At 72.1% G+C, this 25802-nt stretch carries 21 protein-coding genes; 14 read left to right on the forward strand and 7 right to left on the reverse strand.

What is annotated here, in order from left to right; genetic code table 11:
- The first annotated feature begins 58 nt into the window (after window positions 1–58).
- The 4 genes from HPY23_RS20430 to HPY23_RS20445 all read left to right on the forward strand — a co-directional run bounded on the left by HPY23_RS20430 (window position 59) and on the right by HPY23_RS20445 (window position 3856).
- Window positions 59–835 (forward strand): sensor histidine kinase, encoded by a 777-nt coding sequence (locus HPY23_RS20430; protein ID WP_091882548.1) that lies wholly within the window; start codon window positions 59–61, stop codon window positions 833–835.
- Window positions 836–902: 67 nt separating this feature from the next.
- The gene (locus tag HPY23_RS20435) at window positions 903–2489 is read left to right on the forward strand and encodes an RAD55 family ATPase (RefSeq protein WP_091882551.1); all 1587 of its coding nucleotides are present in this window, start codon (window positions 903–905) and stop codon (window positions 2487–2489) included.
- A gap of 4 nt (window positions 2490–2493) precedes the next feature.
- The gene (locus tag HPY23_RS20440; RefSeq protein ID WP_091882555.1) at window positions 2494–2859 is read left to right on the forward strand and encodes a response regulator; all 366 of its coding nucleotides are present in this window, start codon (window positions 2494–2496) and stop codon (window positions 2857–2859) included.
- 55 nt (window positions 2860–2914) lie between these two features.
- A complete protein-coding gene (locus HPY23_RS20445) occupies window positions 2915–3856 on the forward strand; it encodes a bifunctional helix-turn-helix transcriptional regulator/GNAT family N-acetyltransferase (RefSeq protein ID WP_082742564.1) in 942 nt (313 codons plus the stop codon).
- A gap of 115 nt (window positions 3857–3971) precedes the next feature.
- Here HPY23_RS20445 and HPY23_RS20450 read toward each other — a convergent pair whose 3' ends face one another.
- Both HPY23_RS20450 and HPY23_RS20455 read right to left on the reverse strand, forming a co-directional pair.
- Window positions 3972–4472, reverse strand: coding sequence for a CinA family protein (locus tag HPY23_RS20450; protein WP_060849443.1), 501 nt, complete (start codon window positions 4470–4472; stop codon window positions 3972–3974).
- Window positions 4469–5692, reverse strand: coding sequence for a bifunctional 2-C-methyl-D-erythritol 4-phosphate cytidylyltransferase/2-C-methyl-D-erythritol 2,4-cyclodiphosphate synthase (locus tag HPY23_RS20455; protein ID WP_210344501.1), 1224 nt, complete (start codon window positions 5690–5692; stop codon window positions 4469–4471). Before HPY23_RS20455 ends, HPY23_RS20450 begins: the two co-directional genes overlap by 4 nt.
- Before the next feature lie 444 nt (window positions 5693–6136).
- Between HPY23_RS20455 and dusB the strand changes: the two genes are divergently transcribed.
- The 9 genes from dusB to HPY23_RS20500 all read left to right on the forward strand — a co-directional run bounded on the left by dusB (window position 6137) and on the right by HPY23_RS20500 (window position 18439).
- On the forward strand, window positions 6137–7234 hold the full coding sequence (gene dusB / locus HPY23_RS20460; protein ID WP_175539859.1) for a tRNA dihydrouridine synthase DusB: 1098 nt from the start codon (window positions 6137–6139) through the stop codon (window positions 7232–7234).
- Between the two features lie 46 nt (window positions 7235–7280).
- Complete coding sequence (locus HPY23_RS20465) at window positions 7281–8384, forward strand: two-component system sensor histidine kinase NtrB (RefSeq protein ID WP_091745038.1); 1104 nt, start codon at window positions 7281–7283, stop codon at window positions 8382–8384.
- 5 nt (window positions 8385–8389) lie between these two features.
- Window positions 8390–9847 carry a nitrogen regulation protein NR(I) gene (gene ntrC / locus HPY23_RS20470; protein WP_048429567.1) on the forward strand — a complete coding sequence of 486 codons (1458 nt, stop codon included), beginning with the start codon at window positions 8390–8392 and terminating at the stop codon, window positions 9845–9847.
- 851 nt (window positions 9848–10698) lie between these two features.
- Window positions 10699–11136 (forward strand): Ros/MucR family transcriptional regulator, encoded by a 438-nt coding sequence (locus tag HPY23_RS20475; RefSeq protein WP_060847709.1) that lies wholly within the window; start codon window positions 10699–10701, stop codon window positions 11134–11136.
- Window positions 11137–11309: 173 nt separating this feature from the next.
- Window positions 11310–13622 (forward strand): sensor histidine kinase NtrY-like, encoded by a 2313-nt coding sequence (locus HPY23_RS20480; RefSeq protein WP_060847708.1) that lies wholly within the window; start codon window positions 11310–11312, stop codon window positions 13620–13622.
- Window positions 13623–13742: 120 nt separating this feature from the next.
- Window positions 13743–15113 (forward strand): nitrogen assimilation response regulator NtrX, encoded by a 1371-nt coding sequence (gene ntrX, locus HPY23_RS20485; protein WP_060847707.1) that lies wholly within the window; start codon window positions 13743–13745, stop codon window positions 15111–15113.
- A 284-nt stretch (window positions 15114–15397) separates the two neighbouring features.
- A complete protein-coding gene (hfq, locus tag HPY23_RS20490; RefSeq protein ID WP_048429571.1) occupies window positions 15398–15652 on the forward strand; it encodes an RNA chaperone Hfq in 255 nt (84 codons plus the stop codon).
- A gap of 220 nt (window positions 15653–15872) precedes the next feature.
- Entirely contained in the window at window positions 15873–17252 is a 1380-nt protein-coding gene (hflX, locus tag HPY23_RS20495; protein ID WP_060847706.1) for a GTPase HflX, read from the forward strand.
- A gap of 26 nt (window positions 17253–17278) precedes the next feature.
- A complete protein-coding gene (locus tag HPY23_RS20500; RefSeq protein ID WP_060847705.1) occupies window positions 17279–18439 on the forward strand; it encodes an AAA family ATPase in 1161 nt (386 codons plus the stop codon).
- Between the two features lie 37 nt (window positions 18440–18476).
- Here HPY23_RS20500 and HPY23_RS20505 read toward each other — a convergent pair whose 3' ends face one another.
- From HPY23_RS20505 to mazG, 5 genes are all read right to left on the reverse strand, one after another.
- Complete coding sequence (locus HPY23_RS20505) at window positions 18477–19691, reverse strand: MFS transporter (RefSeq protein WP_091882561.1); 1215 nt, start codon at window positions 19689–19691, stop codon at window positions 18477–18479.
- Window positions 19692–20453: 762 nt separating this feature from the next.
- Window positions 20454–21443, reverse strand: a complete 990-nt coding sequence (locus HPY23_RS20510; RefSeq protein WP_091882564.1) for a catalase family peroxidase — start codon at window positions 21441–21443, stop codon at window positions 20454–20456.
- A gap of 92 nt (window positions 21444–21535) precedes the next feature.
- Window positions 21536–22078 carry a GNAT family N-acetyltransferase gene (locus HPY23_RS20515; protein ID WP_091882567.1) on the reverse strand — a complete coding sequence of 181 codons (543 nt, stop codon included), beginning with the start codon at window positions 22076–22078 and terminating at the stop codon, window positions 21536–21538.
- Window positions 22079–22092: 14 nt separating this feature from the next.
- Window positions 22093–22707: a helix-turn-helix domain-containing protein gene (locus tag HPY23_RS20520; RefSeq protein ID WP_091882570.1), complete on the reverse strand. Its 615-nt coding sequence runs from the start codon at window positions 22705–22707 to the stop codon at window positions 22093–22095.
- A 71-nt stretch (window positions 22708–22778) separates the two neighbouring features.
- Window positions 22779–23597, reverse strand: a complete 819-nt coding sequence (mazG, locus tag HPY23_RS20525; RefSeq protein WP_091882573.1) for a nucleoside triphosphate pyrophosphohydrolase — start codon at window positions 23595–23597, stop codon at window positions 22779–22781.
- 922 nt (window positions 23598–24519) lie between these two features.
- On the opposite strand from mazG, the gene HPY23_RS20530 reads away from it, so the two are divergent.
- Window positions 24520–25617: a replication protein RepA gene (locus HPY23_RS20530; protein WP_060847701.1), complete on the forward strand. Its 1098-nt coding sequence runs from the start codon at window positions 24520–24522 to the stop codon at window positions 25615–25617.
- The last annotated feature ends 185 nt before the right edge of the window (window positions 25618–25802 follow it).

The raw sequence follows: 25802 nt of genomic DNA on the forward strand, positions 1-25802 counted from the left end.
GGACAGCCTGCCGGTTTCCCGGCCGGACGCCTCCCGTCGGGAGCGGACGGCCGCGCGCATGAGCGGGGCGGAGCGAATCCTGGCCGAGACGGCGGAGGCCGACGAGGCCGCCGCGTTGCGCCGGGAGGTCGGCGCCCTGCGGCGCGCCCTGTCCGAGCGCGACGCGTTCCTGGCCGGCGTGGCGCACGAGCTGCGCAACCCGATGACCCCGATCCTCGGCCAGGTCGAGCGCCTGCGCGCCGCCGCCGAGCGCGACGCGCCGGAGGGCCGGGTGGCGCAGGGGCTGGCGCAGCTGCACTGGCTCGTCGAGCGCTACATCCGCCGGGCCACCACCCTCCTCGACGTGTCGCGGGCGCAGGCCGGGCAGCTCGCGCTGCTGGCCACGCCCGTGCCGCTGGCCGAGGTGGTGGACGAGGTGGTGGAGAGCCTGCGGCCGATGGCGGCGCATGCCGGCAGCGCGATCGCGGTCGCGGTGCCGGACGACCTCGTGCTGTCCTGCGAGCGGCTCGCCCTCGACCAGATCCTCGACAACCTGATCACCAACGCGATCAAGTACGGCGACGGCGGCGCCATCGCGGTGGCGGCGGCGCGGGACGGCGCGGTGGCGCGGATCCGGGTGAGCGACCGCGGCGTCGGCATCCCGGCGGCCGACCAGGGCCGGATCTTCGAGCGGTTCGAGCGCGCGGTGGCCGATCCCGGCACGGCGCCGACCGGCTTCGGGGTCGGGCTGTGGCTGGTGCGCCGCCTCGCCGAGGCGATGGGCGGGAGCGTCGCCCTCGAGAGCCGCCCTGGCGAAGGCGCGACCTTCACGGTAACGCTTCCCCTGCACGGGTAGGCGATCACGGCGGGGATCGACGATCCCGCGCGGGGTCGATGAGTTCCACACGAGGCCGAGAGCGCGGATGACGGGGGCGGGACCGAGCATGGGGCAGGCCGGGGCCTATGGCGGGCTGGAGCGGGTTCCGACGGGAATCGCCGGCCTCGACGAGATCCTCGGCGGCGGGCTGTTTCGCGGCGGCGTCTACATCGTCCAGGGCACGCCGGGCTCGGGCAAAACCATCTTCGGCAACCAGGCCTGCTACACCCATGCGGGCGCCTCGCCCGCCTACGAAGATATGGGCGCCTCGCCCGCCTACGAGGATAGGGGCGCCTCGCCCGCCACATGCGATCCGGGCGCCGCGCCCGAGCATCGGGCGCTCTACGTCACGCTGCTGGCCGAGAGCCACGCGCGGATGCTCGGCCACATCGCGCCGCTCGGCTTCTTCCGGCCCGACCTGATCCCCGACCGGATCACGTATCTCAGCGCCTTCCGCACCCTGCAGGACGGGGGACTGGCCGGCCTCCTGACCCTGCTGCGGCGGGAGACCTCCCAGCGCGAGGCGAGCCTCGTCGTCCTCGACGGGCTGGTGGCGGCGGAGGAGACCGCCGCCTCGACCCTCGAGTTCAAGACCTTCATCCACGAATTGCAGACCCAGGCCGCCGCCACCGGCGCCACCGTGCTGCTCCTCACCAGCGCCTCGGCCGGGGCCGATCTGGTGGCGGCCGAGCACACGATGGTGGACGGGCTCATCGTCCTGTCGAGCCGCCTTGCCGGGTGGCGGGCCGAGCGCGAGATCGAGGTGCGCAAGTTCCGCGGCGGCGGCTTCCTGCGCGGGCGCCACGCCTTCCGCATCACCGACGACGGGGTCCGGGTGTTTCCCCGCATCGAGGCGCGCCTGCGGGTGCCGAGCCGGCGCGACCCTGTCGAGGGGCCGGCGCTGACCACCGGCCTGCCCCCCCTCGACGCGATGCTGGGCGGCGGCCTGCCGCACGCCTCCACCACCCTGGTCGGCGGTCCCGCCGGCATCGGCAAGACCACGCTCGGCCTGCAGTTCCTCGGCGCCGACCCGGAGGCGCCGGGCCTGCTCTGCGGCTTCTACGAGAGCGAGGCGGCGCTCCTCGCCAAGGCGCGGGCGCTCGCGCTGCCGGTCGCCGGCCTGATCGAGCGGGGCCGGGTCGGGGTGATGTGGCAGCCCGCCACCGAGGGGCTGATCGACGAGGTCTGCGACGATCTCCTGCGCGATATCCGGAACCGGGGGGTCCGGCGCGTGTTCATCGACGGTCTGGACGCGATGAGCCGGATCGCAGGGGATCAGGACCGGATCGTCCGCATCTTCGCCGCTCTCACGGCGGAGCTGAGGGCGCTGGGCGTGACGGCGATGTACACCCGAGAAACCGATCTGCGCGGCACCTTCGTCGATGCGCCCTCCGGCAGTGGCTCCCTGCGGCAGACCTCCAGCGTCGCCGAGAACGTGGTGCTGATGCGCTCCTGCGCCCTGCGCTCCGGCCGCCACCGCCTGATCGCCGTTGCCAAGGTCCGGGACGCCCGGATCGACCCCCGCCTGCGCGTCTTCGACATCCGCCCCGGCGGCCTGGCGATCGACGACGGCCCCGATCGCGCCGAGGCGATCCTGGCCGACCGGGACGCCCCGAGCCGCGGCGGGGAGTAGGCCCGTGGCGAGGGTGCTCATCGTCGACGACGAGTTCGGCATCGCCGAGCTGCTGGACGCGGTCCTGTCCGACGACGGCCACGCCGTGGCGACCGCCGCCAACGGGCGCCAGGGCCTCGCCCGCGTCGCCGCCGACCCGCCCGACCTGATCTTCCTCGACTTCATGATGCCGGTGATGGACGGGCCCGCGATGCTGGCCGCCCTCGCGGGCGACCCGGGCACGCGGGGCATCCCGGTCGTGCTGATGAGCTCGATGCCCGAGGAAACCGTGCGCGAGCGCGCCGGCGGCCACGCCGCCTTCCTGCGAAAACCGTTCCGGCTCAAGCAGGTGCGCAACCTCGTCGCGGCACTGGCACCGCGCGACGAATAGTTGACTCAGTCAATCGATCGGACGATCCTGCCGGCCTGAGCGGAGGCGGGCGGCGATGCGGGACGAGGGTGGGGACGTCGACGAAGCGATGGTCGGGGCGGTGCGGGCCTTCGGCCGGTTCTACACCCGCCAGATCGGCCTCCTGGAGGAGGGGCTCCACCGCAGCGCCTTCTCGCTCACCGAGGCGCGGGTGCTCTACGAGCTCGCCCACCGCGATCACCTGACCGCCTCGGTCCTCGGCCAGGATCTCGGCCTCGATGCGGGCTATCTCAGCCGCCTGCTCAAGCGCTTCGAGGACCAGGGCCTGGTGACCCGCCGGGCCGCGCCGGAGGACGGGCGGCGCCAGGTCCTGGCCCTGACCGAGGCCGGACGGGCGGCCTACGCGCCGCTGGACGCGGCCTCGCGCGCCGAGGTGCGGGCCCTGCTCGCCCGGCTGCCCGCCGCCGACCGGGCGCTCCTCGTCGGCGCGATGGCGCGGGTGCGCGGCCTGCTCGGCGACCCGGCGTCGGACGCGCCGACGATCCTGCGCGACCTGCAGCCCGGCGATCTCGGCTGGATCGCCCACCGCCAGGGCCTGCTCTACGCCGCCGAGTACGGCTTCGACACGGGCTTCGAGGCGCTGGTGGCCGAGATCCTGGCCGGCTTCGTGCGCGACCTCGACCCGGCCCGGGCCGCGGCCTGGATCGCCGAGCGGGACGGCGCGGTGGCCGGCAGCGTCTTCCTGGTGCCCGCGGGCGGCGCCGAGGGGGTGGGCAAGCTGCGCCTGCTCTACGTCGAGCCCTCGGCCCGCGGCCAGGGCCTCGGCCGGCGCCTGACCGATTCCTGCATCGCGGGGGCCCGGGAGCGCGGCTACCGGCAGCTCACGCTCTGGACCAACGACGTGCTGACGAGCGCCCGGCGGATCTACGCGCAGGCGGGCTTCCGCCTGGTCGAGGCGGCGCCGCACCGCTCCTTCGGGCAGGACCTGGTGGGGGAGACCTGGATGCTGGACCTGTGAGGGCGTACCCTCATACGAAATCCGATCGATTGCTTCGCGATGCGGATTTCAGCTTCGCTCAAGCGCCGCGCGGGCTGGTGATATGGGATCCGGAAGCAATCTTCCGGATCCCATATCACACCTTCTCCAGCGCCATCTCCAGGAAGCCGAGCGCGTCCTCGACGGCGCAGCGGCGGACCTCGGAGCGGCCGAGGTCGCCGTAGCGGCGCTCGATGTGTCGGGTCGCCCGGCCGGCGGCGACGAGGCCGAAATGGACGAGGCCGATGGGCTTGGCCGCCGTCGCGCCGGTGGGACCCGCGATGCCCGTGATGGCGAGCGCCACGTCGGCGCGGGAATGGGCCAGCGCCCCCTCGGCCATCGCCCGCGCCACCGGCTCGCTCACCGCGCCGTGGGCCGAGATCAGGTTGAAGTCGACGCCGAGGATCTCGGCCTTGGCCTCGTTGGAATAGGTGACGAAGCCGCGCTCCACCACCTGCGAGGAGCCCGCCACCTCGGTGAGCAGGGCGGCCACCAGGCCGCCGGTGCAGGATTCCGCGGTGACGAGGCGGGCCTGGCGCTCGCGATAGGCGGCGATCAGCACGCTCGCCCGGGTGATGAGGGCGGCATCGAACATCAGGCGCGCGCCTCCGGCAGGCGGATGGTGGCCGCCGCCTGGGCGGCGAGGCCCTCGGCCCGGCCGACGAAGCCGAGCTTCTCCGTCGTCGTCGCCTTGATCGACACCGCCGAGAGCGGCACGCCGGCGATCTCGGCGATCCGGCTGCGGATCGCGTCGCGGTGGGCGCCGATCCGGGGCGCCTCGGCCAGCACCGTGATGTCGAGGTGGTCGATGACGCCGCCGCGCTCGCTCACCCGCCGCACCGCGTCGGCGAGGAACTGGTCGGAGGAGGCGCCGCGCCAGCGCGGGTCGCTCGGCGGGAAGTGCACGCCGATGTCGCCGTCGGCGAGCGCGCCCAGGATCGCGTCGGTGAGCGCGTGCAGCACCACGTCGCCGTCCGAATGGGCGAGCACGCCGCGATCGGCCGGGATGCGCACGCCGCCGAGCCAGACGTGGTCGCCTTCCGTGAAGGCGTGCACGTCGAAGCCGGTGCCGAGGCGGGTCAGGAGGGTCATGGCGGAGTCGCTCTCGGAGGGGGGCGAAAAGGCGCGGTCGGCCTCGACGAGGTCGGCGGCCTGGGTGATCTTGCGGTTGCGCAGGTCGCCGGGGAAGACCGCCACCGGCAGGCCGGCCCATTCGGCGAGCGCCCCGTCGTCGGTGAAGCCGTCGTGCCCCTCCGCCGCGGCGCGCGCGTGCGCCTCGGCGAGGAGCGCGAAGCGGAAGGCCTGCGGGGTCTGCACCGCCCGCAGGGACTCGCGCTCGGGGGTCGCGCGCACCCGGCCGTCCGGCTCGACCACCTTGATGGTGTCGCTCACCGGCACGCCCGGCACGGCGGCGCCGTGGTCTTGCGCCGCCGCGATCGCCCGGTCGATCAGCGCGTCGTCGACGAAGGGGCGGGCGGCGTCGTGCACCAGCACCAGTTCCGGCGCGGCCTCGCGCGCCAGCGCCGCGAGCCCGGCCCGGACCGAGGCCTGCCGGGTGGCGCCGCCTTGCGTCGGCCGGGCGAGCTTGGCCTGCGCCGCCGGCGGCAGGTCGCCCAGGCACTCGTCGTAGAAGGCGGCGGCGTCGGCCGCGATCACCACCTGGATCCGGCCGACGCCCGGATGGGCGGCGAGCGCCGCCAGGGTCCGGGTCAGGACCGCCTGGCCGCCGACGCGGCGGTACTGCTTGGGCGTGTCGCCGCCGACGCGGATGCCGCGCCCCGCGGCGACGACCACTGCGGCGATCTGGGGAAGTGTCAAAGAGGTCGCTCCCGGGATTGCCCGCTCCTTAGCGACGCGCACCCGTCGACGCAAATGCACTGGGGGAAGGGCGGTGCCGCGCGGGAATGGGACATCTCACCGTCATCAGGCCGGATCGGGCTGCAGGCCCGCCGGCCCCGCGCTGCGGGGTTGCGTGGGGCGCATGCAGAACCGGAGACGGCGCGGCGCCCGGCCGACGGTTCGGCCCCGGGATGCTGCCCTGCACTGCAGCAAAGTCCGGGGTTACGGCGCTTCCAATTCCGCGCCATGCCCCGCTATCCTGGGCCGGGCGATCCGATCCGACGTTAGGGAAGGTTTCGCACGACGCCCGCCGGCCCCGCGGAACCGCGGAAGGGACGGCCCCGACGCAAATCGGACGCGAATCGCCGGTCGGGGAGGGAACGCGCTTGCGTCCGACCGGGTTTTGGCTATTTGCTGAGCACAATGACGACTGACCATTATTTGAGCGCCGAGGGGCCGGGGGCGGCCACGGGGGTGCGGCCGGCAGCGCTGCCACGGATGGCGGCGCACGATGCTGCGCCGCACGCGCAGGGCGCGCTGCTGGCGCCGCTCTCCGGCGTCACCGACCTGCACATGCGCCGCATCGCCCGCCGGCTCGGGGCCACCGCGACGGTGTCCGAGATGGTGGCGGCGGAGGATTTCGCCCGCGGCACCGAGGAGGCGCGCCTGCGGGCCGAGGGGGAGGGCGTGCTGCCGCACGTCGTCCAGCTCGCCGGCTGCGACCCGCGCTGGATGGCCGAGGGCGCGCGGCTGGCCGAGGCGAACGGCGCCGACGTGATCGACGTCAACATGGGCTGCCCGGCCAAGGCCGTGACCGGCGGCCAGGCCGGCTCGGCCCTGATGCGCGACCTCGACCATGCCGAGCGCCTGCTCGCCGCGGTGCGCGGCGCGGTGTCGGTGCCGGTCACCGTCAAGATGCGGCTCGGCTGGGACGACGCCACCCGCAACGCCCCCGACCTCGCCCGCCGGGCCGAGCGGCTCGGCTACGCCGCCGTCACGGTGCACGGCCGCACCCGGCAGCAATTCTATACCGGCCGGGCCGACTGGGCGGCGATCCGCCTGGTCCGCGAGGCGGTGGCGATCCCGCTCGTCGCCAACGGCGACGTGGCGAGCCTCGCGGACGCGCAGGCCTGCCTGGCGGCGTCGGGCGCCGACGCCGTGATGGTCGGCCGGGCGGCGGTCGGGCGGCCCTGGCTCGTCGCCGCCATCGCGGCGGGGCTCGCCGGCGAGACGGTCGCGGAGCCGGACGACGCCGCCAAGGCCGAGCTCGCCGCCGAGCATTACGACGGGCTCATCGCCCTCTACGGCGCCCGGATGGGCGTGCGCCACGCCCGCAAGCACCTCGCGGCCTATGCCGACCATGCCGGCGGGCTCGGGCCCGACGAGCGCATCCGGCTTCTCACCACCACCGACCCGGCGGAGGCCGCGCGGCTCCTGCGGCGCGCCTTCGAGGGCCGGTCCGCGCAGCCCGCCGCACGGCCCGAGCCTCGGGCCGCACGGTCCGAGATTCGGGCCGCATAGGATGAGCGATGCACCCCCTGCCGCCCGCACCCGGAAGGCCTCGCTCATGAGCGACCCGACGAGCGAGATGATCATCAACGCCCTGCCGCTGCCCGTCCTGACCATCGGTCCGGACGAGCGGATCCTCCAGGTCAACATGGCGGCGGAGCACTTCTTCGACTACTCGCGCCGGATGATGCAGCGCCAGCGCCTGCGCGACATCATCCCGTTCTCCTCGCCGATCATCGCGCTCGTCGACGAGGTGCGCCGGCGCCGCGCCAGCGTCAGCGAGTACCGGGTCGAGCTGGCCTCGCCGCGCACCGGTGTCGAGCGCAGCGTCGACGTGTTCGCGACCCATCTCGACGACGACCTCGTGGTGCTGATGCTCCAGGAGCGCACCATCGCCGACAAGATGAACCGCCAGCTCACCCACCGGGGCGCGGCCCGCTCGATGGTGGCGCTCGGCGCGATGCTGGCCCACGAGATCAAGAACCCGCTCGCCGGCATCCGCGGCGCCGCCCAGCTCCTCGAGCAGTCGGCCGCCGAGGACGACCGCCTCCTGACCCGGCTGATCTGCGACGAATCCGACCGGATCGTGCGCATCGTCGAGCGGATGGAGCTCTTTGGCGACGAGCGCCCGGTCGAGCGCGGGCCGGTCAACGTCCACGGCGTCCTCGACCAGGTGAAGCGCTCGGCCCAGTCGGGCTTTGCCCGCCACATCCGCTTCGTCGAGACCTACGATCCCTCGCTGCCGCCGGTGCTCGGCAACCGCGACCAGCTGGTCCAGGTCATCCTCAACCTCGTCAAGAACGCCGCCGAGGCGATCGGCGCCGACGCGGTCGACGGCGAGATCGTCCTCTCCACCGCCTTCCGCACGGGGCTTCGCCTCCAGGTGCCGGGCTCGCGCGAGCGGGTGAGCCTGCCGATCGAGGTGGCGGTGCGCGACAACGGCCCGGGCGTCACGGCCGAGCTGCTGCCGGACCTGTTCGACCCCTTCGTGACCACCAAGGCGCAAGGGTCGGGCCTCGGCCTCGCGCTGGTCGCCAAGATCGTCGGCGACCACGGCGGCATCGTCGAGTGCGATCCCGCCCCCCGCCGCACCGCCTTCCGCGTCCTCCTGCCGATGTCGCATGCCCGCGACGGGCGCGAATCCTCCGCCGAGACCGAGTGAGCGCCATGCCGAACGGACACATCATCGTGGCGGACGACGACGCCGCCATCCGCACCGTGCTCAACCAGGCCCTGTCGCGCGCCGGCTACGAGGTCCGCTCGACCGGCAACGCCGCCACCCTGTGGCGCTGGGTGGCGCAGGGCGAGGGCGACCTCGTCATCACCGACGTGGTGATGCCCGACGAGAACGCCTTCGACCTCCTGCCCCGCATCAAGCGGGTGCGGCCGGACCTGCCGATCATCGTGATGAGCGCGCAGAACACCTTCATGACGGCGATCCGGGCCTCCGAGCGCGGCGCCTACGAGTACCTGCCAAAGCCCTTCGACCTGAAGGAGCTGACCGCGATCGTCGGCCGCGCCCTGTCGCGCCCGCGCGGCGCCGCGGCGCCGGGGGCTCCGCCCGAGAACGAGGACATCCCGCTCGTCGGCCGCTCGCCGGCGATGCAGGAGATCTACCGGTCGCTCGCCCGCCTGATGCCGACCGACCTCACGGTGATGATCACCGGCGAATCCGGCACCGGCAAGGAGCTGGTGGCGCGCGCCCTCCACGATTACGGCCGGCGCCGCTCGGGCCCGTTCGTGCCGGTCAACATGGCGGCGATCCCCCGCGACCTGATCGAATCCGAGCTGTTCGGCCACGAGAAGGGCGCCTTCACGGGCGCCACCGCGCGCTCGGCCGGCCGCTTCGAGCAGGCCGAGGGCGGGACCCTGTTCCTCGACGAGATCGGCGACATGCCGATGGAGGCCCAGACCCGGCTCCTGCGGGTGCTGCAGCAGGGCGAGTACACCACCGTCGGCGGCCGGGTGCCGATCAAGACCAACGTCCGCATCATCGCGGCGACCAACAAGGACCTCAGGGTCTCGATCCAGCAGGGGATCTTCCGCGAGGACCTGTTCTTCCGCCTCAACGTGGTGCCCTTGCGCCTGCCGGCCCTGCGCGAGCGCTCCGAGGACGTGCCGGACCTCGTGCGCCACTTCTTCGTGCTGGTCGAGCGCGAGGGCCTGACGCGCAAGCAGCTCGACGGCGACGCGATGGAGAAGCTCAAGCGCTACCGCTGGCCCGGCAACGTGCGCGAGCTCGAGAACCTGGTGCGGCGCCTCGCGGCGCTCTACCCGCAGGAGACGATCACCGGCCCGGTGATCGAGGCCGAGCTCGACACCCTGCCGCTCGCCGCGCCCGCCCAGGGCGGGACGGGGCGCAAGGGGAACGGGGAGGCGGAAGGCCTCTCGGCGGCGGTGGAGCGGCACCTGTCGGAGTATTTCTCCAACTACCGGGACACGCTGCCGCCGCCCGGCCTCTACCACCGGGTCCTGCGCGAGATCGAGGGTCCGCTCATCGGCGCGGCGCTCGCGGCGACCCGCGGCAACCAGATCCGCGCCGCCGAGCTGCTGGGGGTGAACCGCAACACCCTGCGCAAGAAGGTCCGCGACCTCGACCTGCAGGTGTTCCGCACCCCGCGCTGACGGCGGCCGGGCGAGGCCGGAGGCGGAACCGGGGGGACAACCCGCCTGGTCCAGCGCGGCATTCCGACGCAACTTCTTGTCCCCCGACGATGAGGGGGGTACCAAAGGCCAAGATGCGGGATAATCCGGCAAGGCCGGATCGTTGCGGCGCCGGTTCGAGGGTACTGTCCCCCGTATCGGCCCCTCCGAGTACAGGCGCTTCCCCCCGCATGGCTCGGACGAAATCTTGCCGCCGCGCCTGCGCCCTGAGTTTCCGATGCGTCAGGGTGGGTTCTGGACAATGGAAGATCGTCCATACCGGACATATTGATCAGTCGATCCGGCAGGCTGCGCGCGGCTGACGTCTCGTTAGATCTAGCGAATGCCGCACCGGACCGTGATCGGAGGCGGCCGCGGGCGAAATCGCAGCGGGATGACACGATTTCGAGCGATCAGCCGCGGTCGCCGTGGTCGGCCCGGCGGCGCCTGGATTGGGTCTCTGCGCGGGGTTTGGCCAGAAGACGAACTATTGTTTTGTAGTTTTTACCAATTGTTAAGTGACGCCCCCGCGCCGGTCCGGCGGTGCCCGCCCCCCTCCGGGAGGTCCGGACCGGGCCGGGCGACCGGCCGCGGGCGGCATACCAAGCCCTTGTCCCCAAAGATCTTTCCTTCTTCGCCGTGGCGGCTCGCGCAAGCCTCCGCGGCGGCCGGCAGCGGAGTCCCGCGGCGGCGGACCGCCCGGCACCCGCCGCTACGGAAAAAGACGGTCAAAGCAGAACGATCCTTTATGTTGACCGAGACAGCTTGCAGTTGACGCAGACCGGCGTAACATCCATCACCTCGGACAGGGGGCGGCATTTCTAGAGGACCACATGAGTACACATGACCACGGCGAAGAGCCCCAGATGATCGGATTGGTGTCCGATATTGTGTCGGCTTACGTGTCGAACAACAGCGTGCCGGTGAGCGAGCTGGCGAGCCTGATCCGCAGCGTCCACGAGGCGGTCGCCCGCCTCGGCACGGCCGCCCCGGCGGAGCCCGAGCGGCTGACCCCGCCGGTGCCGATCAAGAAGACCGTCTCGCCCGACTACCTGATCAGCCTCGAGGACGGGCGCCGATACCGGACGCTGAAGCGCCACCTGGCTGGCCGCGGGCTCACCCCCGAGCAGTACCGTCAGAAGTGGGGCCTGCCGCCGGACTACCCGATGGTCGCCGCCAATTACGCAGCCCAGCGCTCCGAGCTCGCCAAGAGCATCGGGCTGGGCCAGAAGCCGGTCGTCCGTCGTCCGCGCTCGACCCAGGCCGCCTGACGACGCGCAGCCCGGTCCCGATCCCGCAGCGGGCCTGATCCCCGAGGACCGATCCCATACGGGCCGATCCGGTGGCTCGACCCCGCGCGGACCCGACGCCGCCGGCGGCCCTTATGACCGCCGCGGCGGCATCCGTATTAATTTCGCCACACTGTAGTGGCCTTGCACCACGGATGCTGTTCACACGACGCCCCCGGGCTCCGGCGCCCCCTTCCGGTCCGGCCGGCCACCTCGCCGGACCGCTCCCGCCCGGATCGGTTCCGGACGCCGCGCCGCGGGGTCCGGGCTGGTTCGGGGCGCTGGCGGTCAGCGTCGCCCTGGCGCTGGCGCTCGTCACCTTCCTGATCCTGGTCGGCGCCACCGCGATCGCGCCGACCCACACCGTGGTGGTGGCGCTGCTGCTCAGCAACGTCGCCCTGGTGCTGCTGCTCGTCGTGGTCATCGCCTGGGAGGCGCGGGTCTTCCTGCGGGCCCGGCGTACCAACGCGGCGGCCGCCCGGCTCCACACCCGCATCGTCGGCCTGTTCAGCCTGATCGCGACCCTGCCGACGGTGCTGCTCGCCGTGGTGGCGTCGATCACGCTGGAGCGCGGCCTGTCGCCCTGGTTCTCCGACCGGATGCGCAACGTCGTGCTGATGTCGGTCGACGTGGCCGACGCCTACCTGACCAACCAGTGCCAGAGCCTCGCCCGCGAGGCGCGGATCCTCTCCGACGATCTCACCCGGGCGCGGCCCGCCTTCGACGTCGAGCGGGCCTGGTTCGAGAGCTTCATGACGGCGCGCGCCGCCTCGCTCGGCCTGCCGATCGCCCGGATCATGCGCTCGCCGACCGAGACCGTGGCGCGGGCCAACATCGACATCCTGAAGGACCCGCCGCTGCCCTCGGCCAGCGACTTCGAGGAGGCGGCGAAATCCCCCGATGCCACCTGCCTGCTGCCGCGGGAGGGGCGGGTCTTCGGCACGCTGATGAAGCTGCCGGCCTACGACGACGCCTTCCTGCTGGTCGAGCGCGAGGTGACGCGGCTCGCCGTCGAGTTCCCGGGCGTGTCGCGGGCCGCCGCGACCGAGTTCCTGACCATCGATGCCGGGCGGCGCAGCGTGCAGATCGCCTTCGCGACGATGTTCGCGCTGATCGCGCTGATCGCGCTCCTGTCGGCGGTGTGGTTCGGGCTCAACTTCGCCAACCGCTTCGTGACGCCGATCCGCCGGCTGATCAACGCCGCCGACCAGGTCGCGTCGGGCAACTACTACGCCCAGGTGCCGTTCCGGAAGACCGAGGGCGACCTCCAGCACCTCGGCGAGAGCTTCAACAAGATGACCCAGGAGCTCAGCCGCCAGCGCGCCACGCTGATCGAGCAGAGCGAGCAGATCGACAGCCGCCGCCGCTTCACCGAGGCGGTGCTCGCCGGGGTGCCGGCCGGCGTGATCGGCGTCGACGGGCGGGGCGTCATCACCATCGCCAACCCGTCCGTCGAGCGGATGCTCGGGCGCTCCGTCGCCGACCTCGTCGGCGAGCCCCTCGAGGCGGTGATCCCCGAGCTCGGCGGCCTGCCGGGGGATTCCCGCGCCCGCCCGACCCAGCAGCAGATCCAGATCGCCCGCAACGGCCGCGAGCGCACCATCGACGTGCGCACCACGAGCGAGCAGTCGCAGGACGGCGACCGCGGCTACGTCGTCACCCTGGACGACATCACCGACCTCGTCACCGCGCAGCGCACCTCGGCCTGGGCCGACGTCGCCCGCCGCATCGCCCACGAGATCAAGAACCCGCTGACCCCGATCCAGCTCTCGGCCGAGCGCATCCGGCGCAAGTACGGGAAGGTGATCACCGCCGACAAGGAGATCTTCGAGCAGTGCGTCGCCACGATCGTGCGCCAGGTCGACGACATCAAGCGGATGGTGGACGAGTTCTCGTCCTTCGCGCGGATGCCCAAGCCCGCCATCGCCCGCAACGACCTGACCGAGATCGTCAAGCAGAACCTGTTCATGATGCGGGTGGCCCATCCCGACGTGGCCTTCACGCTGCAGGAGGGCGAGGCCCGGGTCAGCGCCGCCTTCGACACCCGGCTCCTGTCGCAGGCGATCACCAACATCCTCAAGAACGCCGTCGAGGCGGTGCAGGCGGTGCCCGAGGACGTGCGGGGCGAGAGCCTGGTCGCGGTGCGCCTCTACGAGGAGGGCGAGGCCGCGGTGATCGAGATCACCGATACCGGCAAGGGATTCCCGCAGGAAGGGCGCCAGCGGCTGCTCGAACCCTATATGACCACCCGCGAGGGGGGCACGGGCCTCGGATTGGCGATCGTGAGCAAGGTCTTGGAAGAGCACGGCGGCGGCATCGAGCTGAACGACAATCCGCGCGGGCGCGGCGGCCAGGTGCGGATGCGCGTCCTGCGGGAGATGCGCCGCGACGCGCCGACGGAGGCCGGCACCGCCCGGCCGGCCCAGGTCCCGGAGACCCCCGCCACCTCCCCGGAGCCCGCCGCGTGACGCCCCGGCCCGCGCCGGGAGCGCCGGACCACACCCACCGATTCGACAGCCCAATTCGATACAGCACCGGGAGCGGGGCCCTCAGGCCCGCCGCCCGCGTCGCGGGGAGGCCTTGAAGCCATGAGCGCCGACATTCTGATCGTCGATGACGAGGCCGACATCCGTGAGCTCGTCGCCGGCATCCTCGACGACGAGGGCCACCGTACCCGTACCGCCGGCTCCTCCGACGAGGCGCTGGCGGCGATCGAGGCGCGCCGCCCGCACCTCGTCTTCCTCGACATCTGGCTCCAGGGCTCGCGCCTCGACGGGCTCCAGGTGCTCGACGTGATCAAGGCCCAGGCCCCGGACCTGCCGGTGGTGATGATCTCGGGCCACGGCAACATCGAGACCGCGGTCTCGGCGATCAAGGCGGGCGCCTACGACTTCATCGAGAAGCCGTTCAAGGCCGACCGGCTGATCCTGGTCGCCGAGCGGGCGCTCGAGGCCTCGCGCCTCAAGCGCGAGGTGCGCGACCTCAAGGCGCGCTCCGGCCAGGCGAGCCGCATCGTCGGCGCCTCGGTGGCGGCCAACCAGCTGCGCCAGACCGTCGAGCGCGTGGCGCCCACCAACGCCCGGGTGATGATCGCGGGCGCGCCGGGCTCCGGCAAGGAGCTCTCGGCCCGCACCATCCACGCCGCCTCGTCGCGGGCCAACGGCCCCTTCGTGGTGATCAACGCCGCCACGATCACCCCCGAGACGATGGAGGCCGAGCTGTTCGGCGTCGAGGCGGCCGACGGCAGGCCGCGGCGGGTGGGCGCGCTCGAGGAGGCCCATGGCGGCAGCCTCTACATCGACGAGGTCGCGGACATGCCGCGCGAGACCCAGAACCGCATCCTGCGGGTCCTCGTCGACCAGAACTTCCAGCGCGTCGGCGGCACCACCCGGGTCCATGTCGACGTGCGGATCATCTCGTCCTCCTCGCGCGACCTGGCGGAAGAGATCGCCGGCGGGCGCTTCCGCGAGGACCTCTTTCACCGCCTCAGCGTCGTGCCGATCCGGGTGCCCTCGCTCGCCGAGCGGCGCGAGGACGTGCCCGAGCTGATCACGTTCTTCATGGAGCAGATCTCGGGCGCCACCGGCCTGCCGCAGCGGCGCATCGCCGCCGACGCCATGGCGGTGCTGCAGTCGCACGACTGGCCCGGCAACGTCCGCCAGCTGCGCAACAACGTCGAGCGGCTGATGATCCTGACGCAAGGGGATCCCGAGACCGAGGTGACGACCGAGATGCTGCCGAGCGAGGTCGGCGCGCTGGTGCCCACCACCCCGAGCGGGGCGGGCGGCGAGAAGCTGATGAGCCTGGCGCTGCGCGAGGCGCGCGAGATCTTCGAGCGCGAGTACTTGGTGGCACAGATCGCCCGCTTCTCCGGCAACATCTCCCGCACCGCCGAGTTCATCGGCATGGAGCGCTCGGCCCTGCACCGGAAGCTCAAGTCCCTCGGCATCGGCGCCTGAGCGCGTCGCGGTCGCGCCGGCCCGCTTTTGACGGTGCCAAGCCCCGGGCGTTCTGCTAGGCGGGCCTGTGGCCGGGACGCGACGGGGCGCGGGCAAAGGACGGTTGCGGCGGTTCGGCGGCCCGGGGAGCTTTCCCTGCGGCCAGTCTGCACTTGCGCCCGGGCGAGCTTCACCGTGATAATGGGGCGGCCGGTTCCCGGGGCGGCGCGCCGCGCCTCCCGCAGCACAACAACACGGACCGACCCGTCAACAGGGACTGGCAGCGGGTTCAAAGGACAAGAAGAATGGCGGGCGAACGCGCTCAGAATCTGCAGGACACCTTCCTCAACCACGTTCGCAAGAACAAGATTCCGCTGACGATCTTTCTGGTCAACGGCGTGAAGTTGCAGGGTGTCGTGACCTGGTTCGACAACTTCTGCGTGCTGCTGCGGCGCGACGGGCACTCGCAGCTCGTCTACAAGCACGCGATCTCGACCATCATGCCGGGCCATCCGGTGCAGCTGTTCGAGCAGGGCGAGGAGGGGGCCGAGAAGGCCTGATCCCGCCGCCGGCTCGCGGCCAGCACCCCGCGCGGCCGGGCCTCGCCGGCCCGCCGCCGCGCCTCCGTGCCGCCCGAGCGGCACGCCGACTTCATCCAGGCCGCCGCGTGCGGCCTGTTTTTCGTCGGGCGCACCCCCGCCGGCGCTTGATTCCGGCCCCGCTCCATCCAACCTCTGTCCGATGGACTCCCGGCCTTTTTCGGGAGCAGCCGGAGACACGATGGAACCGCGGACACCGGGCGAGATCCGCCTGCAACGCCAGGCCGAGCCGGAAGCCGCGATCGCGGCCGAGACCCGCACGCTGGTGATCGGCCCCTACCAGACCCGGCGCGACGCCGGAGCCGAGCCCCGGGCGCCGCTCGCCCGCCTCGACGAGGCGGTGGGCCTGGCCGCCGCGATCGAGCTCGACGTCGCCGACCGGCTCCTTGTCACCGTGCAGCAGATCCGGCCCTCGACCTTCCTAGGCAAGGGCCGCGTCGAGGAGATCGCCGGGCGGATCGAGGCCGACGGCATCCGCCTCGTGGTGATGGATTGCGCGCTCTCGCCGGTGCAGCAGCGCAACCTGGAGAAGGCCTGGGGCGTCAAGGTCATCGACCGGACCGGCCTGATCCTGGAGATCTTCGGGCGGCGCGCCTCGACCCGCGAGGGCACGCTGCAGGTCGAGCACGCGCACCTCGCCTACCAGCGCAGCCGGCTGGTGCGGTCCTGGACCCACCTCGAGCGCCAGCGCGGCGGCTTCGGCTTCCTCGGCGGCCCGGGCGAGACCCAGATCGAGGCCGACCGGCGGATGATCCAGGAGCGGATGACCCGGATCGAGCGCGAGCTCGAGACCGTCACCCGCACCCGCGGCCTGCACCGCCGCTCCCGGCGCCGGGTGCCGTACCCGATCGTGGCGCTCGTCGGCTACACCAATGCCGGCAAGTCGACCCTGTTCAACCGCCTGACCCGGGCCGAAGTGCTGGCCGAGGACATGCTGTTCGCCACCCTCGACCCGACGGCGCGCGCCATCAAGCTGCCGCACGGCGAGACCGCGATCCTGTCCGACACCGTCGGCTTCATCTCCGACCTGCCGACCATGCTGATCGCCGCCTTCCGGGCGACGCTGGAGGACGTGATCGAGGCCGACATCCTGCTCCACGTGCGCGACATCGCCCACGAGGACGCGGAGGCTCAGGGCGCCGACGTCGCCCAGGTGCTGACCGAGCTCGGCATCGAGCCGAACACCGACCGGGTGATCGAGGTCTGGAACAAGGCCGACCTCCTCGACGAGGCGGAGCGCGAGCGCCTGCTCAACCTGAGCCGGCCGAACGGGGGGCAGAGCGCGGGACCGGTGCTGCTCTCGGCGCTCACCGGCGAGGGCATCGACCGCCTGATGAGCCGGATCGAGGCCCGCATCGCCGAGGCGCGCACCAGCTTCGCGGTGATCCTGGAGCCGGCGCAGGGCGCCGAGCTGCACTGGCTCTACGAGAACGCCGAGGTCCTCGACCGCCGCGAGGACGGCGAGGGGGCGACCCACCTCGTGGTCCGGATCGCCCCCGAGAAGGAGCCGCGCTTCCTCAACCGGTTCGGCGGGGCGCGGCGGTTGCGGGGGGGCGGGTAGGAGAAGCCCGCGAGGCCCTCACCGTCATGCCGATCCACCGCCTCGCCATTGCCGGCTACCGCTCCCTGCGCGACATCGTGCTCGGCCTCGACCGGCTGACCGTGGTGACGGGCGCCAACGGCAGCGGCAAGTCGAGCCTCTACCGCGCGTTGCGGCTCCTCGCCGAGGTGGCGCAGGGGCGGGCGATCCCGTCGCTCGCCCGGGAAGGCGGCTTCGCCTCGGCGCTCTGGGCCGGGCCGGAGACCTTCGGGCGCCGGGTCCTCGACGGCTCGCAGCGGGTCGAGGGCACGGTGCGGCGCCGCCCCGTCGAGCTGAAGCTCGGCTTCTCCGACGACGATGTCGGCTACGCCATCGCCCTCGGCCTGCCGCCGCCGTCCTTTGCCGGCACGTTCTTCTCCCACGATCCCGAGATCAAGGCCGAGAGCGTCTGGAACGGGCCGATCGTCGGGCGGGCCAACGTCTTCGCCGAGCGCCGCGGACCCTTGGTGCGCCTGCGCGACGGCACCGGCACCTGGACCGAGGCGCTGGGCGACCTGCCCGCCTACGACAGCCTGATGACCCACGGCGCCGATCCCCGCGACGCCCTCGACGTGCTGCGCTTGCGCGAACGGATGCGGGCCTGGCGCTTCTACGATCATTTCCGCACCGACCGCGACGCGCCGGCCCGCCGGCCGCAGATCGGCACCCGCACGCCGGTGCTGGCCGGCGACGGCGCCGATGTCGCGGCGGCGATCCGGACAATCATCGAGATCGGCGACCGGGACGCCCTCGACGCGACCATCGCCGAAGCCTTTCCGGGGGCGGAGCTGTCGGTGGCGAGCGGCGAGGACCACTTCACCCTCGAATTCCGCCAGCACGGATTGCTGCGCCCCTTGCGCGGCGCGGAGCTCTCCGACGGGACGCTGCGCTACATCCTGCTCGCCGCCGCGCTCCTGTCGCCGCGCCCGCCCGAGCTGATGGTGCTCAACGAGCCCGAGACCAGCCTGCATGCCGACCTCCTGGCGCCGCTGGCCGCGCTGATCGCGCGGGCGGCGGAGGGCACGCAGGTCCTGGTGGTGTCGCATGCCGCCGCCCTGGTGGCGGCCCTGGAGCGGGAGGGTGCGGCCCGCATCACCCTGGAGAAGCGCCTCGGCGAGACGCTCGCGCCCGACCACGACCCGCCGTCCTGGACTTGGCCCAAACGATAGTCCCGGCCCAAGCGGTAGGCCCGGTCCATGGCGCGGGTCACGCCGCCGCGAACCGGCGCCCGCGCAGATGCGCCGCGAGCCGGCGCCGGACGAGGCAGAAGGTGGCCGAGACGACCAGGCAGTAGAGGCCCAACCCGACGACGATCCCGGAGAACGGCACGCCGGCATCGATCAGCAGCCCCGACAGGAAGGGACCGAGCGCCGTGCCCAGCACCATGATCGCCACGATGGCGCCGCGGATCGCCCCGAGGTGGCGGGTGCCGTAGACCTCCGGCCAGAGCGCGCCGAACAGGGTGAGCGAGATCCCGTCGGTGACGCCGTAGAGCAGCATGAAGGCGAAGGCGGACCACGGCGCGGAGACCCCGCCGAGGACCAGGCAGGCGAGGCCGAACGGCACCAGGTAGACCGGCAGCAGCGCGAGGGCCGAGAACCGGTCGACCAGGCGACCGGCGGCGAGCAGGCACAGGAAGGTCGCCACCGCGTAGGGCGGGAAGGCGGCGGCCAGCACCTCCGGCGACCAGCCGCGGCTCTCGGCGAGATGCGCCTGGTGAAAGAAGATCGTGTTGCTGATGAAGGAGGGCGGCAGCATCGCGGCGAGCAGCCCGTAGAGGTAGGGGTCGGCGAGGGCCTGCGCCCGCGTCGCGCCCTCGCTCGGCCCGGCGCGCTCCGCCGCCGCGGGCACCCGCTCGCGCCGCACGAGATGACGGGCGAGCGGCAAGGCGACGACGAGGAGGCCCGCGACCCCGAGCCAGGCGCCGCGCCAGCCGAGTGCCGCCGCGGCGGCCACGAGGGCGAGCGGCAGGCAGGCCTGGCCGGCATTGAGCCCGGTGGCGGCGAGCGACACCGCCCGGCCGCGCTCGGCCGAGAACCAGCGCCCGAGCAGCGTGTAGGCGGTCTGCAGCATCAGCCCCTGGCCGGCGAGGCGGAGCAGAAAAAGCGCGGCGGCGAGGACGGGGAGGTTCGGCGCGAGCGCGAGGAGCGCGGCGCCGGCGGCGAGCAGGCCGGCGGCGAGGCTCACCACCCGGGGCGCCGGCCAGCGGTCGATGAGCCCGCCGAGCCCCGCCAGCGCCAACGCGGCCGCCAGGGTGACGCCGGCATAGAGCGCCCCGAACGTCCCGTCCGACAGCCCGAACTCCCGCCGGATCGCCCCGCCCGACAGCGCGACCACGAAGGTCTGGCCGAAGCAGCTGCAGAACAGGAGCAGGAACCCGGCCGCGAGCCAGCGCAGATTGGCCGTGAGGAAGGGGGGCATGGAGGTGGGGTAACGGTGGGATGGACCGACCGCAACGACGATCTCCTCAAGGCGGAAAGATCGTGCGGTCCTGGTGGCCTACAGAATCGGCACCCTTCATTTTCGCTGCTCCGAGGCCTATCGGACGGAGTCCACCGAATCCCCCATCCATGACCTCATCCTGAGGTGCTGGCGTTCGGAGATCGCTGAGCCTTGAAGGAGGGCTCCAGCCATCACTCAGGCTTCTGGAGCCCTCCTTCGAGGTCAGTCGATCTTTGATCGACTGACACCTCAGAGACTGTTTGAGTATGATATTTTAAATCAAGACTTGAGGGATTCATGATTACCCTACCCTCTCACCTCATCCTGAGGTGCGACCGAAGGGAGCCTCGAAGGAGGGCTCCAGAAATCGCCGAGATCCCTGGAGCCCTCCTTCGAGGTCAGTCGATCGTTGATCGACTAACACCTTAGGATGAGGCAGAGGGTAGGATAAATCATAGTTATTTTAATTTTTTTAAAATTCAAAACCGCCCAACCAGTTTATCAGGATGAGATTGCGAATTGGAAGATGACGATACAGATGATCCGTCGCTTCAAAAATCAAACAGGATCTCGCATAGACTTAAACTCTAAGGATCACCCCATGTCGGTCGAACTGGAAACCGAAGAACTGCTCCCACTACTCCATCCCGGAGAGGTTTTACGTCAGGATTTCAGGGTACCGCGAGGCGGCATAGAGGCGCGCGGCTCCGGCCCAAGGGGCCGCGCCGCGCGCCGCAACCCTCACTGCGAGCGGCGGCCGAACGAGATCGCGTAGGCCTGGACCCGGGCGTCGATCAGCGGGTCGTCCGAGACCTCCACGCCGTCCGGCAGGTTGTTGGGCATGAACAGCAGCGCCTTCTCGGCGGTCTCGCTGTCGGGCACCGCCTTGGTCAGGGTGAGCGTGCCGAGATCGACGAAGCGGCGGTCCTCCGGCCAGGCCACGGTCGCGTCCTTTGTCGAGTCCCCGGGTTGGGCGATCTGCGCCTCGACCCGGAAGGCCACCGGGGCCTTGGCGAGGCGGGCCGGCATCTCCTCGACGAGGTAGTTCGGGCCCTTGGCCTTGGCGTCGTCGGCGCTCAGGATCTCCTCGCCGGCCACCGGCACGATGCGGTAGCGGAAGGGGGTGCGCTTGCCGGCGGCGTCGACCAGGATGAAGGCGTTGACGCCGTTATAGACCTGGCGGCCGAAGCTCGACGGGGTCTTGGCGGTGGCGAGCGCCTTCGGGGCATTCGGGTGGGCGGCCATGAACTGCTCGACCGGGGTCGGCTTGGCGGTGCCGGGGCCGCTCTTGGTGATCGCCACCAGGAGGTCGCGGAACTCCTCGCCGGTGGCGACCGGGAAGGTCTTCAGCGAGTTGGTGACGACGTCCATCTCGGAGCCGTCGGCGGGCTTGAACTTGATCGACAGGCCGTGCGGGTTGGCCTCGGGGGCGCCGTCGGGGATCTGGGGCAGGCCGGTCGCGTCGGAGAAGCGCACGGTCACCGGCACGGCGGCGCCGGAGAAGACGCCGGCCTTGCTCAGGGTCTTGGCATCCACCGACGGGGTGAAGCTGCCCTCCACCACCACGCCCTTGGCGTGGTTCGAGCGCTTGCCCGGATGCTCGCCGAAGATCTTGGTCATGGCCGCGATGGTCTGCTCGGCCGTGGAGGCGTCCTGCGCCGAGGCGGCCGGGACGGCGGCGAGCAGCAGGGCGGCACCGAGGAGCGTGCGCCGGATCGGGGAACGGGTCATGATCGGTCATCCCTTCGCGGGGCCGATTCGGCCCGGCGCGACATGACCCGAATATTCGATTGCGCGCAAGCGATCGGCGTATCAAAAATTCGTCAGGTTCCAGACCGGGGTGCGCTGCCCGGAAGCCGCTTGTGCATGAAGGTGCAGGGCTCCGGCACGCCGTCGGGCGAGCAGGCGTAGTCCGGCACCACGCCGGTCACGGCGTAGCCGAGCGAGCGGTAGAGCGCCTCGCCGGCATCGTGCGAGCGGGTGTCGAGGACCAGGAGCGAGCGCCCTTCCGCCCGGGCCACCGCCTCGGCCTCGTTCATCAGCGCCCGGCCGAGGCCGCGGCGGCGCGCCCGGGGGTGGACCAGCACCTTGGTGATCTCGGCCCGGTGCCGGCCGTTCGGCGGGCCGGCGAGGCCGACCTGGGCGCTGGCGACGACGCGCGTGCCGTCCCGCGCGACCAGCAGCCGGCGGGCGCCGCTGCGCAAAGCCGGCAGCCCGTCGCGCCAGAATCCTTCCGCCTCGGACAGGGTGAAGGGCAGCACGAAGCCGATGCTGGCCCCGTCGAGGACGCAGGCATGGAGCAGAGCCGCGAGGTCGGGCAGGGCGGCCTCGGCCGCGTCGGCCGACAGGGTCTCGATGGGGGGCATGGTCTCGAATCCTCTCACGGCCGGCCGATCGCGATCAGGTAGCGGGCCTCGTCCGGGCCCGGGCTGGTGAAGCGGGAGGCGCCGGCGAGGCGGTAGCGCAGGCAATCGCCGGGCAGGAGCGCATGGACGACGCCATCGAGGGCGAGGTCGAGCCGGCCCGCCAGCATCCAGAGGTGATGCTCGAGCCCGCCGACGGGCGGGGCCGCGTAGGCGATGCTGGCGCCGGCCGGCAGGGTGCCGTGGACGAGCTCGACGGAAAAATCCCGGGCCGGGGGCGAGACGCCGCGGCGGCGAAACCCCGTCTCGGGATCGACCCAGACCGCCTGCGCGGCGTGGCGCACGACCTCCGCCGGGTCGGCCTCGATCTCGGCGAGCAGCCGCGACATCGGCCGGCCGTAGACGGTGCAGAGCCGGCCGAGCAGCGAGGCGGTCGGGCTGGTCTCGGCCCGCTCCAGCCGCGACAGGGTGGGGCGGCTGATCCCGCTCGCGGTCGCGAGGGCGTCGAGGGACAGGCCGTGCTCCTGGCGCAGGGCGGCGAGCCGGGCGGCCAGCCGCCGGTCGATTTCCGCGGCCTCGCCGGACGCGGCGCGCGGGTCGGGCACGGGTTCGAGCGGAAGATCGTCTCTCATGAATGAGAGATTTTCTCACAACCGATCGACGGTCAAGCCCGATCGCCCGACGGTGCTTTCATGGAGAGGGCTCAGCGCTCCCGCCGCTTCACCGCGACCCAGGCCTCCTCCATCGCGGCGAGGCCGGCTTGCGCCAGGGGGCGGCCGTCCTTCGTCACCTCCGCCTCCATGGCGGCGAAGCGGCGCTGGAATTTCAGGTTGGCGCGTCGCAGCGCCTCCTCCGGATCGACGCCGGCATGGCGGGCGAGGTTGGCGACCGAGAACAGGAGGTCGCCGATCTCCTCGGCCACCGCCTCCGGGCCCTCGCCGGCCAGCGCCTGCACGACCTCGTCGGTCTCCTCCCGCACCTTGGCGACGACCTCGGCGGCGTCCGGCCAGTCGAAGCCGACGGCGGCCGCCTTGGCCGAGATCTTTTCCGCCCGGGCGAGGGCGGGGAGCGCCAGGGGCACGCCGTCGAGGGTGCCCTCCGGGGCGGGCGGGCGCCCGGCGGCGGCGGCGCGGGCCGCCTTGGCGCGCCGCTCCTCGGCTTTGATCGCCGCCCATTGCGCGTTCACCGCCGCCGGGTCGAGGTCCTTCGAGTCGCCGAAGATGTGGGGGTGGCGGCGCACCATCTTGTCGGCGATGGCGGTGGCGACGTCGTCGAAGGCGAAGGCACCGGCCTCCTCGGCGATCCGGGCCTGGAACACGACCTGGAACAGGAGGTCGCCGAGCTCGTCGCGCAGCTCCTCCGGATCGCCGGTCTCCACCGCCTCGGCGACCTCGTAGGCCTCCTCGATCGTGTAGGGGACGATGCTGGCATGTGTCTGCGCCAGGTCCCACGGGCAGCCGCCCTCCGGGTCGCGCAAGGCGGCCATGATCCCGAGAAGCCGCGCGATCGGGGGGGTACTCATGCTCGCTCAGCCATCCGTCCGCGCCGCTCCGGGCGGCGCCTCGCCCCGCTCATAGGCGCCGGCAGGCCCCCGGGGAAGCGCCCGGTGGGGGGAGGGCAGGGCCCTGCAGAACCTCGCTTATTCCGTAAATTCCTACTACCTCGGCGATTGTATCCGATCGGCGCCGAAGGCGCCCCCGATCGTTCTTCAAAACGAACCATGTCTCGGGCCTATAGGTGACTTATCAGTCATGGATTCTCAGAGAGTCAGTTATGTGGATTATATGGAGGAGCGAATTTCCTCGCCGCGACAAGGGTTTGCGGGGTGGTTGCGCATACGGGTCTGCGTGGATCGGCATCGGACTCTGCGTGGAGCCGCATCGGATTCTGCGGGGATTCCGGGGGTTCGCGCATCGGATTCTGCGTGCCCGCGCATCGGATTCGGCGTCGGGCCCCGGCCAAGTCCCCGGAATCCGGCCGGTTTCGATTGGCCCCCGCGTATCGAACTCTGCGCGGCCGGGAGATCCGGGAATCGACCCCGTATCGAACTCTGCGCCGCTCCTCCACCGGTGCTCCACCGGGATCCGCCCACCCCGCCCACAGGCTTGCCCGCCGGCCCGGCCACCGCCGATCCCCAGGACGGTGCACAGGGCGGTACACAGGGCCTTGCACAGCCGGGCCACAGGGCCGCGGCGGCGGGGAGGGCGAGGACGCCGGAGCCCTCCGCTCGAGCCTCCACGGCCTCTCCACGGGCCTTCGGCGGCCGCTTCGGCGGGCCGGTGCCGGATTCGGCGCGGGATAACGGGGACGAGTCGCGGGAATCTTGGGATAACCCGTCCCGGGCAACGGAATCCCGGGAGCCGAATCGTGCATGACGGTTTGGACCACGGGCCGGCGAGGACGGCCGCGGAACCCGAAGCGGGCGTCAGGCAAGACCGGCAGGCATGAGCATCGAGGCCAAGATCGCGGCGATCCACGACGAGGACCTGCTGGCCGAGCTGGAAGCGGCCCGGGGCGGTTTCCTGTACGCGGTCATCGTCGAGCACATCGCCCACCGCCAGGCCCTGCGCGACGCCGAGCGGGCGGAGGCCGGCCGCCGGCAGGAGACCCGCGCCGCCATGGGGCGCGACCAGCGCCGCCGCGACGCGGTCCGCCTGGTGATCGAGGCCGAGCCGGTGACGCCGGACACGATCCAGCACATCCATTCCGTGCTGGCGCTCTGCGGCCTGCCCTACCGCGACCCCGGCGACGAGCGGGAATTCTTTCGCGAATACGGCCGCAACACCCTGAGCCTCCTGGCCGGCCGGCTGAAGAACCCGACGACCGGCCAGATGGAATTGCAGGGGCTGCCCTACGGCCCCAAGGCCCGGCTGGTGCTGCTGCACCTGTGCACCGAGGCGGTGCGCCAGCGCAGCCCGACGGTCGAGGTCGCCGACAGCCTGTCGGGCTTCATGCGCGAGATGGGATTCGCCGTCACCGGCGGCGAGCGCGGCACGATCCGGCAGTTCAAGGAGCAGCTGCATCGGCTCGCCGCCTGCACGATGCAGATCGGCCTGTGGGACGGGCAGTCGCGCTCCTCGACCCTCACCATGCCGCCCTTCCGGCAGCTCGACCTCTGGCGCGCCGACGGGCAGGACGGGATCGCCTGGTCGAAGACGGTGCAGTTCCACCAGGACTTCTACGACAACCTGGTCCAGCACGCCCTGCCGGTCGACATCCGGGCCGCCCGGGCCTTCTCGGGCTCGGCGCGCAAGCTCGACCTGCTGTTCTGGGTCGGCTACCGCCTGCGCAGCCTGCAGCGGCCGCTTCGCCTGACCTGGGACACGGTGCACAAGCAGTTCGGCGCCGACAACGCCTCCCTGCGCAGCTTCCGCCAGGCGTTCAAGGCCGACGTGGCCCACGTCAAGGAGGTCTTTCCGAAGCTCCCGCTCAGCCTCGACGAGGCCGGCCTGCAGCTGATGCCGACCGATCCGGGCCTGCTCCTGGTGCCCCCCAAGGCCGCCCGCCGCAAGGCCGCGTCCGCCGGGGCAGGGGCCGCCTGAGGGTCCGCAACTCGCCGCCGTCCAGCGCGCCCCGGGCGACGATCCTCGGCAACGGCGCTCGTCCGCTCCCTTCACGAGGGGGAGGCCGCCCGGGCCGCGACGGCGATCGGCCCTGCGGGAGGACGCGGGTGGTGGTCGAGGCGGACATGTCCCCGAGCGACGCGGCGGGGGAACCCCGTTCATCC

Source organism: Methylobacterium ajmalii, assembly GCF_016613415.1.
Classification (GTDB): domain Bacteria; phylum Pseudomonadota; class Alphaproteobacteria; order Rhizobiales; family Beijerinckiaceae; genus Methylobacterium; species Methylobacterium ajmalii.

Coding starts and splice junctions, on each gene's coding strand:
- HPY23_RS20445 (WP_082742564.1), top strand. CDS start 2,915: ATGCGGGACGAGGGTGGGGACGTCGACGAAGCGATGGTCGGGGCGGTG.
- HPY23_RS20480 (WP_060847708.1), top strand. CDS start 11,310: ATGCTGTTCACACGACGCCCCCGGGCTCCGGCGCCCCCTTCCGGTCCG.
- hfq (WP_048429571.1), top strand. CDS start 15,398: ATGGCGGGCGAACGCGCTCAGAATCTGCAGGACACCTTCCTCAACCAC.
- HPY23_RS20515 (WP_091882567.1), bottom strand. CDS start 22,078: ATGCCCCCCATCGAGACCCTGTCGGCCGACGCGGCCGAGGCCGCCCTG.
- hflX (WP_060847706.1), top strand. CDS start 15,873: ATGGAACCGCGGACACCGGGCGAGATCCGCCTGCAACGCCAGGCCGAG.
- HPY23_RS20510 (WP_091882564.1), bottom strand. CDS start 21,443: ATGACCCGTTCCCCGATCCGGCGCACGCTCCTCGGTGCCGCCCTGCTG.
- dusB (WP_175539859.1), top strand. CDS start 6,137: ATGACGACTGACCATTATTTGAGCGCCGAGGGGCCGGGGGCGGCCACG.
- ntrX (WP_060847707.1), top strand. CDS start 13,743: ATGAGCGCCGACATTCTGATCGTCGATGACGAGGCCGACATCCGTGAG.
- HPY23_RS20430 (WP_091882548.1), top strand. CDS start 59: ATGAGCGGGGCGGAGCGAATCCTGGCCGAGACGGCGGAGGCCGACGAG.
- HPY23_RS20435 (WP_091882551.1), top strand. CDS start 903: ATGACGGGGGCGGGACCGAGCATGGGGCAGGCCGGGGCCTATGGCGGG.
- HPY23_RS20505 (WP_091882561.1), bottom strand. CDS start 19,691: ATGCCCCCCTTCCTCACGGCCAATCTGCGCTGGCTCGCGGCCGGGTTC.
- HPY23_RS20475 (WP_060847709.1), top strand. CDS start 10,699: ATGAGTACACATGACCACGGCGAAGAGCCCCAGATGATCGGATTGGTG.
- ntrC (WP_048429567.1), top strand. CDS start 8,390: ATGCCGAACGGACACATCATCGTGGCGGACGACGACGCCGCCATCCGC.
- mazG (WP_091882573.1), bottom strand. CDS start 23,597: ATGAGTACCCCCCCGATCGCGCGGCTTCTCGGGATCATGGCCGCCTTG.
- HPY23_RS20500 (WP_060847705.1), top strand. CDS start 17,279: ATGCCGATCCACCGCCTCGCCATTGCCGGCTACCGCTCCCTGCGCGAC.
- HPY23_RS20530 (WP_060847701.1), top strand. CDS start 24,520: ATGAGCATCGAGGCCAAGATCGCGGCGATCCACGACGAGGACCTGCTG.
- HPY23_RS20465 (WP_091745038.1), top strand. CDS start 7,281: ATGAGCGACCCGACGAGCGAGATGATCATCAACGCCCTGCCGCTGCCC.
- HPY23_RS20520 (WP_091882570.1), bottom strand. CDS start 22,707: ATGAGAGACGATCTTCCGCTCGAACCCGTGCCCGACCCGCGCGCCGCG.